General features: G+C 69.3%; 10 protein-coding genes. 1 reads left to right on the top strand and 9 read right to left on the bottom strand.

Annotation, left to right across the window (positions count from 1 at the left end; genetic code table 11):
• Window positions 1-35: 35 nt before the first annotated feature.
• The 3 genes from MLJ35_RS03935 to murD form a co-directional block, all read right to left on the bottom strand.
• Window positions 36-542 carry a hypothetical protein gene (locus MLJ35_RS03935; RefSeq protein ID WP_243383112.1) on the bottom strand — a complete coding sequence of 169 codons (507 nt, stop codon included), beginning with the start codon at window positions 540-542 and terminating at the stop codon, window positions 36-38.
• Between the two features lie 68 nt (window positions 543-610).
• A complete protein-coding gene (locus MLJ35_RS03930) occupies window positions 611-2,029 on the bottom strand; it encodes an FAD-binding oxidoreductase (RefSeq protein WP_243383111.1) in 1,419 nt (472 codons plus the stop codon).
• A gap of 8 nt (window positions 2,030-2,037) precedes the next feature.
• Window positions 2,038-3,363: a UDP-N-acetylmuramoyl-L-alanine--D-glutamate ligase gene (gene murD / locus MLJ35_RS03925; RefSeq protein WP_243383110.1), complete on the bottom strand. Its 1,326-nt coding sequence runs from the start codon at window positions 3,361-3,363 to the stop codon at window positions 2,038-2,040.
• A 111-nt stretch (window positions 3,364-3,474) separates the two neighbouring features.
• On the opposite strand from murD, the gene MLJ35_RS03920 reads away from it, so the two are divergent.
• A complete protein-coding gene (locus MLJ35_RS03920) occupies window positions 3,475-4,230 on the top strand; it encodes an EAL domain-containing protein (RefSeq protein WP_243383109.1) in 756 nt (251 codons plus the stop codon).
• Here the strand turns inward: MLJ35_RS03920 and mraY are convergent.
• The 6 genes from mraY to MLJ35_RS03890 all read right to left on the bottom strand — a co-directional run bounded on the left by mraY (window position 4,208) and on the right by MLJ35_RS03890 (window position 11,773).
• Window positions 4,208-5,296: a phospho-N-acetylmuramoyl-pentapeptide-transferase gene (gene mraY, locus MLJ35_RS03915; RefSeq protein ID WP_243320823.1), complete on the bottom strand. Its 1,089-nt coding sequence runs from the start codon at window positions 5,294-5,296 to the stop codon at window positions 4,208-4,210. The two genes, MLJ35_RS03920 and mraY, sit on opposite strands and share 23 nt — an antisense overlap.
• A 91-nt stretch (window positions 5,297-5,387) precedes the next feature.
• Complete coding sequence (locus MLJ35_RS03910; protein WP_243383108.1) at window positions 5,388-6,749, bottom strand: UDP-N-acetylmuramoyl-tripeptide--D-alanyl-D-alanine ligase; 1,362 nt, start codon at window positions 6,747-6,749, stop codon at window positions 5,388-5,390.
• A complete protein-coding gene (locus tag MLJ35_RS03905) occupies window positions 6,746-7,756 on the bottom strand; it encodes an L-threonylcarbamoyladenylate synthase (RefSeq protein ID WP_243383107.1) in 1,011 nt (336 codons plus the stop codon). Before MLJ35_RS03905 ends, MLJ35_RS03910 begins: the two co-directional genes overlap by 4 nt.
• Entirely contained in the window at window positions 7,753-9,210 is a 1,458-nt protein-coding gene (locus MLJ35_RS03900; RefSeq protein ID WP_243383106.1) for a UDP-N-acetylmuramoyl-L-alanyl-D-glutamate--2,6-diaminopimelate ligase, read from the bottom strand. Before MLJ35_RS03900 ends, MLJ35_RS03905 begins: the two co-directional genes overlap by 4 nt.
• On the bottom strand, window positions 9,207-11,348 hold the full coding sequence (locus MLJ35_RS03895) for a penicillin-binding transpeptidase domain-containing protein (protein WP_243383105.1): 2,142 nt from the start codon (window positions 11,346-11,348) through the stop codon (window positions 9,207-9,209). Before MLJ35_RS03895 ends, MLJ35_RS03900 begins: the two co-directional genes overlap by 4 nt.
• A 56-nt stretch (window positions 11,349-11,404) precedes the next feature.
• A complete protein-coding gene (locus MLJ35_RS03890) occupies window positions 11,405-11,773 on the bottom strand; it encodes a hypothetical protein (RefSeq protein WP_243293897.1) in 369 nt (122 codons plus the stop codon).
• Window positions 11,774-11,775 lie beyond the last annotated feature (2 nt).

Here is an 11,775-nt window from a genome sequence, read left to right as displayed (position 1 = left end):
GAGCCCGTTTTGCAGGTAGGAAAAGCGCTTGAAGGTCACTTCACCCTGCGGGTGACGCCTTCCACGTAGGTCTTGAAGGCGTCGGGGGCGTTGGGCGGGGCGATCTCGAAGCGGACGGTGACGGCGTCGGCGGCCCCGCGGAGGTAGGTCAGGCGGAAGCGCGGGCCCGGGGCCGGTTCGCTGGTGAAGGCCGCGCCCTGGGGAATGGCGGTGGCCACGTAACGGATGACGTGGCCCTCGTTGTCGACGTAGAAGGCCTTGAGCTGGCCACCCTCCACGAAGATCGTCATCTGGTCCTCGTGATGAGCGGCCGGGCGGCCATTGGCCGCGGGGTAGTCGGCGTGGCTGCGCCGCACCAGGGTCCTCCCCTCAAGCTCGAACCGGAAGGAGGCCGCGCCGCTGGGGGAGCCGGGCTTCCCGTCCGATTCCCCCACCCAATCCCCGACAAGGAACCGCACGGGCTCGAAGAGGTCCGCCTTGGGCGCGGGCGCCTGCGCCAGCAGGGGCGCCGCCAGGGACAGGGCGAGAATGGATGAGCGCATGGAGCCTCCGGGAATCCTTCGAATCTACCCTCGGACGCGGCCGGCGGCCATCGCTGGACAGACCCGGTTCAGCCCAGCCTGGTGGTGCCCAGGAGGCCCTTGGGGTCCAGGTGCCGCTTGAGGGCCTGGTTCGCGGCCTTCACGGGCTCCGGGGTGTAGGTGTCGTAGAAGCGCTGGTTGTGGGGGCCGACCCCGTGCTCGGCGCTGTAGGAACCATCGAAGCCGCGAACCGCCAACTCGTAGATCCGAGACTGCAGTTCCTCGACGACCATCGGCGTCGGCCTGGGTGACTCGGCCTCGTTCCACACGAGGTTGAGGTGGGTCCCGCCGTCGCCCCAATGGCCGAAGTCGCAGCAGCGGACGAAGGGGAAATCCTGGGCCAGCAAGGCCGCCGCGGCATCCGTGAAGGCTGCCATCCGGCTGCGGGGAACGCTGATGTCGAAGGCCAGCACCTTACCCTCGTTCCGCAGGCTCTCGCTGATGTGGTGGCGGATGGCCCAGAAGTCCTCGGGCTTCCCCATGAAGACATCCGTGATGCCCTCGCCGCGCTCGTCTTCCAGGAAGGCACCCAGGCGTTCCTCCAGCACCTCGGCCAGGTCCAGCGCCGCTTCCGGAAGCGTGGAGGACAGCTCCACCAGGGCGGTGTACGCAGGGGGTCTGGCGGCACCGTAGGGGTTCCGGATGTCCTCGTGATACTTGAACACGGGGCCCAGGGCGTTGGCGCTGACGACCTCGTAGGCCGTGAACACGTCGGCCATATCCCCCTCCAGCGCCTGCAGGAGGGACAGCACGGCCTGGCCGGAGGCGCAGCCCACCAGGGCCGTGGCGTGCTGCCGGGGCACAGGCACCACCTGGAGCACCGCCCCGGTGATCACGCCGTACACGCCGCTGGTGCCCACGAAGAGCTGCTTGAAATCCAGGCCCGTATTGTTCTTCCGGAGGTGGTTCATGACCTCCACCACCGTGCCGTCCGCCAGCACCGCCTCCAGGCCCTGGAGGTTGTGGCGCACGTCGCCGTACTTCAGGAGCCGGGTCCCGCCAGTGTTGGTGGCGATCATGCCGCCGATGCTGGGATCCGCCCCCAGGTCGATGGGGAACATGAGGCCGTGCTCCGCCAGCGCCGCGTTCAGCGCGCTGAGCAGTACCCCACCGTCCACCACCGCGGTGCGGTTGATGGGGTCGATCTCCAGGCGCTTGTTCAGGCGCTCCAGGCTGAGCACGAGCATCTCGCCGCTGGCGTCTGGGTTGGAGGCGCCCACCAGGCCCGTGTTGGCGCCCTGGGGCATCACCCGGATGCCCCGCTCGTGGCAGTAGGCCAGGACTTCGGACACCTGCTCCGTGGTCCCGGGGCGCACGGCCAGCAGGGCTCTGCCCTTCCCGTAGCGCCAGCCGTCCTCATAGCGGGCCAGATCGCTGGCCTCCGTCAGGACGGCATCGGCGCCCAGCATGGCGCGGAGATCGGCGGCGGCTCGGGCGGCATCGTGCATAACCGATTCTACTGGAGCCAGGCCTTCACCAGGCTCTCGAAGCGCTCCCCGCGCTTCTCGAAGTTGTCGAACTGGTCGAAGCTGGCGCAGGCTGGGCTGAGGAGCACCTGGTCGCCGGGATGGGCGAGGGTGAAGGCTGTCCGCACGGCCTCGTCGAAGGCCGGCACGACCTCATGGGGCAGGTCGCCCAGGTCGCGGGTGAGCTGTGGAATCGCCTCACCCAGGAACACCAGGCGCCGCAGCTTGCCATCCAGAGCCTCGCGCAGAGGCCCGTAGCTGGCGCCCTTGTCCGTGCCTCCCAGCAGCAGCACCAGCGGGCCCGGCAGGGCCCGGATGGCCGTGACCGTGGCATCCACATTCGTGCCCTTGGAATCGTTGTAGGCGCGCACGCCGGCCTTTTCTCCGCAGAAGGCGATGCGATGGGCCAGCCCCGGATAGGTCCGCAGCCCTCGGCGGATGGCCTCGACATCCGCGCCGCCGTGGTGGGCCAGGAGGGCCGCCGCCAGGGCGTTCTCCACGTTGTGGTCGCCGGGAATGCGCAGATCATCGCGGTGAAGGACCAGCTCGCCTTGCAGGCGCAGGTGGCCTCCGGCATCGCACCAGGCCTCGCACTCGGTCCAGCCGAAGCAAGCGGTCCGCCCATCACCCGGCGCATCCTGCCACCACTCGGGATGAGCCACGGGGACAACCCGGAGATCGCCGGCGGTCTGCCGTTCGAAGATCCGCAACTTGGCGCGACGGTAGGCCTCCAGCGTGCCGTGGCGAGCGAGATGGTCCGGCGTCAGATTCAGGAATGCTGCGCCCTCGGCATGGAAGGCCGCCACGGTCTCGAGCTGATAACTGCTCAGCTCCACCACGTAGACCGCTCCTTGGGTGTCCGCGGTCACGGCCTCCATGACGGGAGTGCCCAGGTTGCCGCAGGCCACCGCAGGCAGGCCGGCCGCCTTGAGCAGGTGGGCCACCAGATCCGTGGTGGTGCTCTTGCCATTGGTACCCGTCACGGCCAGCACACGGCTCCCGTCGCGCCGGTCCCGGAGCGCGCGGTGGGCCAGCTCCACCTCGCCGATGACAGGGATTCCTCGGGAAATGGCAGCTGCGACAAAGGCCGTGCTGGGAGGAATCCCGGGGCTGATGACAAGTTCGCCGCAATGATCCAGGAGCGATTCAGGATGGCTGCCCCACACCCCGGGAATGCCCGCTCGGGCCAGCTCAAGCTCCAAGGCGGGATCGGGCCCGGGCCGGCTGTCCGTCAGCACCACGGGCCGCCCCTGCGATGCGAGGAAACGGGCCGCCGCCAAGCCCGAACGTCCCGCTCCCATGACCACGGTGCGCATGTCGCCCCCCCGATTCCAGCGTAACCCGCGACGGACCTTCCTGCATGCGAGCACCTGGCGCGCGACAGCGCTACACTGGACGAAGGACCCTTGCACGAGTGCGGAGTGGCCATGCCCAAGGGCATCCTGGAAAGTCTGTTGAGCGGAGAGGGCACGATCGTGCCTCACGTCCAGCCCATGTACCGGCTGCAAGACAATCGCATGGTGGCCCAGGAGTATCTGGCCCGTCACCTGGACAAGGCAGGCATCGCCCATCCCGTCGGGCCGATCCTGCAGAACCCCACCCTCCCACCGGAAGACCGGCTGACGCTGGACCTGCGCTTTCTCGACGCCACCTTCGCAGCCCTGGCCCAGCGCGGAACCGGCAACCACCTCCACTTCGTGAACCTCGAGCCCGTGAGCCTGGAAGCCCCGGGATTCTGGGCGCGCCTGCCACGCTGGCTGGAAGCCCTGTCCTTCCCCGTGGAATGCGTGGTGATGGAGTTCACCGAATCCCAGGGCATGCACGACCTCGAGGCGCTCCAGACCTACGCCAAGCGGCTGCGCGACGTCGGACTGCGCGTGGCCGTGGATGATCTCGGCGCGGGCGTGGCGAGCCTCACGCAGATGGCGCGACTGGCGCCAGACTACATCAAGGCCGACCGGAGCCTCGTGGAGCAGGTCCACCGCAGGCCCTACCAGGCCGCCCTCCTCAACGCCCTCTCCCACTTCGCCCGGCACATGTGCATCGGATTCATCGCCGAAGGCATCGAAACGATGGAGGAGCTCGAGGCCGTCATGGACGCGGACGTGCCGTGGGGCCAGGGCTTCATCCTGGGCCAGCCGTGGCCCACGCGGCCGAAGCCTATCGCAGCTTCAGAGAGCTGAGGGCCAGGATCGAGCACACGATGGCGGTGATCCAGAGGCGGATCACCACTTTCGTTTCCTGGAGTCCCCCCAGCTCGAGGTGGTGGTGGAAGGGCGCCATGCGGAAGATGCGCTTGCCGCCGCGTAGCTTGAAGCTGCCCACCTGGAGGATGACGCTCACGGCTTCCAGCACGAAGAGGCCGCCGGCGATGACCAGCAGCACTTCTTGCTTGATGACCACAGCCACGGTGCCCAGCGCCCCGCCCAGGCCCAGGGATCCTGTGTCGCCCATGAAGACCTCGGCCGGGTGGGCGTTGAACCACAGGAAGCCCAGGCAGGCCCCGGCCATGGCGCCCATGAAGACCGACAGCTCGGCGCCGCCGGGGACGTGGGGCACCACCAGGTAGGCCGCGATCTTCGCGTGGCCCACCACATAGGCCAGGATCGCGTAGGTGAGCGACACGATGAGCGTGCCGCCGATGGCCAGGCCATCGAGGCCGTCCGTGAGGTTCACGGCGTTGCTCGTGCCCACCATCACCAGCCAGATCCATGGGATGAGGAACACGCCCACGTTGGGCCGGAAGTTCTTGAAGAACGGCATGGAAAGCTGGCTGGTGGCGGCGCCGCGCAGGCCGAAGTGCAGGATGAGCCAGGCCACCAGCAGCGAGATCCCCGTGAGGAGGAGCATCTTCTGCCAGCTGGTGAGGCCGAGGTTCTGCTTCTTGAGCAGCTTTTGGGCATCGTCGAAGGCCCCCACGGTGCCGAAGCCCAGCAGCGCCATGAGCGCCACCCAGATGGCGCCGCTCTTGAGGTCGCACCAGAGCAGCGTGGACACGGTGATCACCAGCAGGATGAGGATGCCGCCCATGGTGGGGGTTCCCGCCTTCTTCTGGTGGTGCTCGGGACCCTCGCCGCGGATGTGCTGGCCCATCTTGAGGGCCGTCAACGTCCGGATCACCCAGGGCCCCAGCACCAGGCTGAGGATCATCGCCGTGGCCGCGGCCATGGCCGTCCGGAAGGTCACGTACCGGAAGACGGAGAAACCGGGAATCACGTCGCGAAAGGGGTAGAGGAGCCAAGGAAGCATGGGGGGTCCGGAATTCTGAAGATTTGTGGGCCGAGGACTGAAGAATGAGGACTGAGGACTGAAGACTGGGGACTGGGGACTGGGGACTGGATCAGTGGGCGAGGAGCCACTCGACAGCGCGTTCCGTGCGCCAGAACCGGCTGCCTTTCACCAGGATACGGGCTCCCGGCGGGATGGCGGATAGACCTGCGGCGGCCTCGCGCAACGATTCGAAATCAGGGAACGACACGGCGCGGAGGCCGAAGCCCTCCGCGTAGTCCTCCGCGAAGTCCCCGTAGGCCCAGAGTCGGGACAGTCCCAGGGCCTTGAGGGCGGCACCGGTCTCGCGGTGGATCCGCGCCGAATGCGCCCCCAGTTCCCTCATGGAACCGAGGACCGCCACCGCCTCTCCGCCTGGCAGGTCCAGCAGAGCGTGGGCGCAGGCCAGGATGGAGTCGGAGCTGGCGTTGTAGCTCTCGTCCAGCAGACACCCGCCACCGGGCATCCGGTGGAGCCTGCCCCGGCCTGGTTCAGGCACGACCGTTCCCAGGCCGGCCGCCACGCGCTCTGGATCGTGGCCCGCATGGACAGCCAGGGACGCGGCCAGGGCGGCGTTGCGCACCTGGTGCTCTCCGGGGAGCTGGATCCGAACCGGGAACGTGCCCTTGGGTGTGCGCAGGAGGAACGCCTCTCCTGCCGCCCCCAGGGACTCGACGTTCTCCCAGCCGAAAGGATGCCCCTCGCCCACCGGCAGGGCCTCGGCATGCCGGGCCCAGGGCTGCTCCGCGATCCAGCGGCACCAGGGGTCCGAGGCGAGGTGAGCCCATACCCCGCCTCGCGCCAGGCCAGCCACCAGCTCACCCTTGGCCTCGGCGATGCCTTGCTGTCCCTGGGCGAAATTCTCGGCGTGGGCGGTGCCCACCAGGGTGATGAGACCGAAATCCAGGGGGGCGATCTCGGTGAGGCGCCGGATTTCCCCGGGCGTGCTCATGCCCATTTCCAGCACCGCCGCACCGAGCCCTTCAGGCAGGGTGGCCAGGGCCTCGGGCATACCCAGGGTGTTGTTGCGGTTCCCAGGGGTCCTCCACCCGCCCACGGCCGCCGCCAGCAGTTCTTTGGTGCTGGTCTTGCCGACGCTTCCGGTGACGCCGAACACCGCTTTGGGGCGCACAGCGGCCAGTCGGGCCTGGCCCCAGCGCTGGAGCGCAGCCAGGGTATCCGGCACCACGAGCTGTGGACACCCGCTGTCCACCGGATGGTCCACCAGCAGGCAGGCGGCTCCTTTCTCCACCGCCTGGGGGACGAACTCATGCCCATCCCGCTCGACCCGCAGGGCCACGAAACAGGCGCCAGGCTCGAGAGTCCGGGTATCCAAGGAAAGCGAGGACGGCACCACGGCGCCGTCGCCCAGGATCTCGCCGCCCACCTGGGAGGCGGCCTGGAACAGCGACCAGAGGCTCGTAGATGGGCTCATGGCTGCTCCTTCGCCGAGGCCCGCCGCAGACGGTCGCGAACCGCCAGCCAGGCCTCATCTTCTGGCGGGCGCTCCATGAAGATACGCTCGCAGCCTGCGTCGTCCAGTTCGTGGAGGAGGGCATAGAGCCTCGCCCCGACCAGGTCCGCGTCCAGGGGCAGGAGGATGCCCCGGACCCCCGGTGGAAGCGGGGGAAGGGTTCCGAGGGCCACGTACGCCACGGAACCCGATGTCCCGAACAAGGTGCCGCCCGGGGTTTCAGGCAAGCCGGAGCCTGGCGCCACCAGCTGCAGCCGGGCCCGGGGAGCGTAGTGTCGCTCGGCCATGCCGGGAGCCGCCTGGCGGTCGCCCGCCCGGACCGCCCCTTCCCAGAGGTCCACGGGGCCGACCAGAACCTCGAGGTCGGCCGGTGGGATGGGCCCGGGGCGGAGCACGCAGGGGCGGCCCCTGGACAGGTCCAGGATCGTCGATTCCAGGCCCGCCTCCGTCGGCCCCCCGTCGAGGATGAGATCCACCGCCTCGCCCAGGCTGGAGGCCACGTGCTGGGCCAGCGTGGGCGACAGGTGCTGGCTTCGGTTCGCGCTGGGCGCAGCCAGGGGGCGCCCGGTGGCGCGGATCAAGGCCAGAGCCACCGGATGGGCCGGGCAGCGCAGGGCCACCGAGGGGCCGCCGGCACGGACGATGGAAGGCACGGTGCCTGAAGCGGGCAGGACGAGGGTCAGCGGTCCGGGCCAGAACCGCTCCGCCAGCCTCTGTGCCTCAGGGGACCAGTGGGAGACAAGCGTCTGGGCGGAGGCCGCGTCCGCCACGTGGAGGATCACGGGATTCGTGGCCGGGCGCCCCTTGGCGGCATAGATCCGGGCCACCGCCGCCGGATTCAGGCCGTCGGCCCCCAGGCCGTACACGGTCTCCGTGGGGAAGGCCACCAGGCCCCCCGCACGCAGCAGAGCCGCAGCTTCCTCAATGGCCGCATCCGCGGGACCCGCGACGGGAAGGATCCGCGTCATCGGTTCCCTCGCAGCGCAGCTTCGACGGCCAGGCGGTCGCTGTAGGGGTGTTTCACGCCCCGGATTTCCTGGTAGGGCTCGTGGCCCTTTCCCGCCAGCAGTAGCAGGTCTCCGGGGCGGCAGTCGGCCAGGGCCTGCCGCACGGATTCCTGCCGGTCTGCGTTGCGGTGGTATCGGGCGCCATCGGTGCGCAGGGCCTCCGGGATGCCCGGAGCCGCGTCGTCCAGGATGCGTTCGGGATCCTCGCCGCGCGGGTTGTCGCTGGTGTGCCAGAGCACGTCCGCCCCGGCGGCCACGGCCGCGGCCATGAGCGGCCGCTTGGCGCGGTCGCGATCTCCCCCGCAGCCGAAGAGCACGTGCAGGCGACCGCCCGGCGGCAGCAGGCGGCGGCCCTCCGCCAGCAGCTTCTCCAGGGCGTCCGGCGTGTGGGCGTAGTCCACCATCACGCCGAAGGGCTGGCCGCAGTCCACGCGCTCCAGTCGTCCGGGCGCGCCCTGGACCATGGGAACGGCGGGCACCAGCCGGTCCAGGTCGAAGCCCGCCTCGGCGCAGGCCGCCAGGGCCGCCAGCAGGTTGTACACGTTGAACCGGCCCAGGAGCGGGCTCCTGACCTCCCAGCTCCGCCGCTCGGCGGCCAGGGTGAACCGGGTTCCCGTGGGCCCCAGATCCAGATCCCGGGCCTGGTAGCGGGCGGCGCGATCCACGGCATAGCTGGCGTGGCCATCCCGTTCCAACAGCACACGGCCCCAGGGATCGTCGGCATTCACGAGGAAGCGGTCGCACTGAGCCACCAGCCGGCGCTTGGCCTCGAAGTAGGCCTCCATGGTGCCGTGGTAGTCCAGGTGGTCCTGGGTGAGGTTCGTGAAGACGCCGACCTTGAACCGCGCGCCGTGGACACGTCCGAGACAGAGGGCATGGCTGCTCACCTCCACCGCGGAGGCCGCGTCGCCGGCCTCCACACTGCGGCGCAGCCAGCGGTAGAAGGCCGGGCTTTCCGGCGTGGTGCGGACCGCCTCCTCCTCCATGTCCCCGGCCGCGTTCAGCACCGTGCCCACCAGGCCACAGCCGAGGCCGGCTCCCCGCAGAAGCTGCCGGGTGAGCGTGGTGGTGGTGGTCTTGCCGTTGGTGCCCGTGACGCCGATCAGCGCCAGGCGCTCATCCGGCGCGCCGTGGAGACGGCGGGCCAGGTCGGCCATCTGGAGGCGGGGAGCGCCGGTGAAGGTGCAGTCCGCGACGCCTTCCGGCGTAGGCACGCCGGAAGCAGAAAAGATCGCGCTCGCGCCCTGCGCCAGGGCCTGCGGCACGAAGGCGGCGCCATCGGCCTTCTCGCCCTGGAGGGCCAGGAAGCCCCAGCCAGGGCGGACTTCGCGGCTGTCGCTGGTGAGATCCGCCACCTCGACTTCCGGCCCGGAGCGGCGCACGGCCAGGCCATCGATGAGCACGTCCAGCTTCATGGCATCCCCGCCTTGATCTTCACCGCCGTGCCCGGCTCCAGCGGGGTTCCCGGCGCAGGGCTCTGCCCCACCACGTGTGTGGCGGTGGTGCCGGGCGCCGCGTCCACCTTCGGATTCCCGCCTACCAGCACGACACGATGGATGGCGGCCTTGAGGCTAAGGCCCTGGAGATCGGGGACGCGGCCCCGTTCCACGTGCAGGGCGGCCTCATCCGTTTCACTCACCGGCCAGTCCCGCAGGGACAGCTTCAAGTCCGCCTCCCGGTCGGGATCCGGAGAGGTCTGCCGGAACCGCAGGATGCCGTCGCCGATGCGCTTGAAGAGGGGCGCCGCCACGTCGCCGCCGGTGGTATCCCCGGCGGGGTCGTCCAGCATCACCAGAACCCCGAACTGGGGCTTGTCGGCCGGGAAGAACCCCATGAAGGACGCGAAGTGGCGCTTGGGGTCGTACTGGCCGTCGATGAGCTTGCGGCTCGTGCCCGTCTTGCCGAAGGCCTCGACGCCGTTGTCGAGCTTGGCCTTCTTTCCGGTCCCCTGGGTGATGACGCCCTTCAGGGTCTCCTTCATGAGGTTCGCCGTCTCCTCGCTGATGACCTGGCCGCGCACGGTAGGCTTGAACTCCTTCAGCAGCAGTCCCTTGTCGTTGTAGATTCGCTGCACGAGGATCGGCTGCATGAGCTTGCCGCCGTTGGCCAGGGCGCAGCCGGCCATGAGGATCTGCAGGGGCGTGGTGCTGAGGCCGTAGCCGTACGACATGGTGTACTGGGTGGGCACGCTCCAGCGGTCCGGCGCGATGAGGCGGCCGGAGCTCTCGCCGGGGAAGTTGAGCCCCGTCGCGTCGCCGAAGCCGAACTTCCGCAGGTACTGGTAGTGCACCGCCGGGTCGAGGCGGATGCCGATCTTCGCGGCGCCGATGTTGGAGCTCTGCCAGAGCACTTCCTCGAAGGTGAGGAGGCCGTGGCGGTGGGTGTCCGTGATCGGCGGCACTTTCGCGCTGTACTGCCAGCGGCCCGACATGCAGTCGATGCGCTCGCCCAGGTGGATCTTGCGCTCCTCGAGGGCCATGGCGGCTGTGAAGATCTTCATGGTGGAGCCGGGCTCGTACACATCCTCCACCGGGTGCACCTTGCGGGCCGCCTTCTGGCGTTCCAGTTCACGGTTGAGTTCCTCACGCTCCGCGGAGGAAAGCTCGGATTCGGGGCGATTGCGGAACTTCTTGGGCAGGATGTGGTTCGGGTCGAAGGTGGGTGTGCCGGCCATGGCGAGAATCTCCCCGGTGCGGGGATCCACCACCACCGCGTAGGCCGTGCGCGGTCGCGAGAGGCGCACCCCCTCTTCGAGCGTGTCTTCCACGATGTGCTGGATGGAGGCGTCCAGGCTGAGCTGGAGCGAGGCCCCGTTCACGGGGATCCTGCTGTAGTTCTCCTGGAGGATGAGCAGCTTGCCGTGTGCGTCCTTGGGGGCGATGAGCTCGCCCTTCACGCCCGCCAGCTGCTTGTCGTAGGTCTGTTCGATGCCCAGCTGGCCCAGGCCGTCGATGTTGGTGAAGCCGATGATCTGCGCCGCCAGGCTGCCCCGCGGGTAGAAGCGCTGGCTCTCGGGCTGGAACTCGATGCCGTCCAGGTTCAGGGCCCGCACGGCGGCCGTCTTGACCGGAGGCAGGTGCCGCTCCAGGTAGACGAAGGTCTTCTTCCGCAGGAGCTTCTCCAGAACCTGGGCCCGCGTCTGCTCCAGGATGGGAGCCAGCTTCGCCGCCACAGCGGCGGCCGCTTTGCGGTCGGGATCGCCCCACTGCCGCTCCTCCCCCCTTCCCGGCTTGTAGTCCGGGTAGAACACGCGGGGATCGACGAAAAGGCTCTCCACCTTGATGGAAATGGCGAGCGGCTCCCCTCGCCGGTCCCGCAGCTCGCCCCGGATGGGGGGGATCGGCACGATGGTGGTGTGCTGCTGATCGGCCCTGGCCTGGTATTTCCGGTGCTCGATGCCCTGCAGCCAGAGCAGGCGCAGCAGGATGAGCAGGGCCCAGAAGGCCATGCCGCCCATGATCCAGGGCAGGCGCTGGTTCAGCAGATCCTGGGGATCCTGCCGGCCCAGGAGGCGGCGGGACACGCGGGGCTCGGTGGCGAAGCGGATGGACACGGGAAGGCCGGGGCGGGATGGAACGGTGGCGAGGGCGGCGGCCCCCTGCCTACAGACTACAATCCATCGGACGACACCGGGCGGAGCTTGGCCAGGCGCTGATCTTCCGGGGTGAAGCCGCGGCGGACCAGGTGGCTCTGCTTGCGGGGCTGGAGCCCGGCCTTCTCGGCATAGCTCTGGACTGCCTCATCCCGCTGGTAGCGGCTGCGCTCCAGCAGGAGCTTGCGCTGGAGCTCCTCCTCCTTGCGGATCCGCTCCTTCAGGTCGCCCATGGCGTAGCCCAGTCGGGTGCTCTGGATCTTCAGGTACGCCAGGACGCCCAGGGGCATGGCCAGCGCCAGCACCAGGAGCAGCATGCGCAGGATGCCTTCGCTCTCGACCGTCCGGACGGGAGCGGTGGGGCTGGGCAGGATTCCGGCAGCCATGG

Source organism: Geothrix alkalitolerans, from assembly GCF_022808885.1.
Classification (GTDB): Bacteria; Acidobacteriota; Holophagae; order Holophagales; family Holophagaceae; genus Geothrix; species Geothrix alkalitolerans.
Note: the sequence above shows the minus strand (reverse complement) of the source record. Positions and strands in the feature narration are given on the sequence as shown.

Bases quoted from the DNA above. Each gene is read 5' to 3' on its own strand.
- MLJ35_RS03890 (WP_243293897.1), bottom strand. From the start codon at position 11,773: ATGGCTGCCGGAATCCTGCCCAGCCCCACCGCTCCCGTCCGGACGGTC.
- murD (WP_243383110.1), bottom strand. From the start codon at position 3,363: ATGCGCACCGTGGTCATGGGAGCGGGACGTTCGGGCTTGGCGGCGGCC.
- mraY (WP_243320823.1), bottom strand. From the start codon at position 5,296: ATGCTTCCTTGGCTCCTCTACCCCTTTCGCGACGTGATTCCCGGTTTC.
- MLJ35_RS03935 (WP_243383112.1), bottom strand. From the start codon at position 542: ATGCGCTCATCCATTCTCGCCCTGTCCCTGGCGGCGCCCCTGCTGGCG.
- MLJ35_RS03900 (WP_243383106.1), bottom strand. From the start codon at position 9,210: ATGAAGCTGGACGTGCTCATCGATGGCCTGGCCGTGCGCCGCTCCGGG.
- MLJ35_RS03910 (WP_243383108.1), bottom strand. From the start codon at position 6,749: ATGAGCCCATCTACGAGCCTCTGGTCGCTGTTCCAGGCCGCCTCCCAG.
- MLJ35_RS03930 (WP_243383111.1), bottom strand. From the start codon at position 2,029: ATGCACGATGCCGCCCGAGCCGCCGCCGATCTCCGCGCCATGCTGGGC.
- MLJ35_RS03905 (WP_243383107.1), bottom strand. From the start codon at position 7,756: ATGACGCGGATCCTTCCCGTCGCGGGTCCCGCGGATGCGGCCATTGAG.
- MLJ35_RS03920 (WP_243383109.1), top strand. From the start codon at position 3,475: ATGCCCAAGGGCATCCTGGAAAGTCTGTTGAGCGGAGAGGGCACGATC.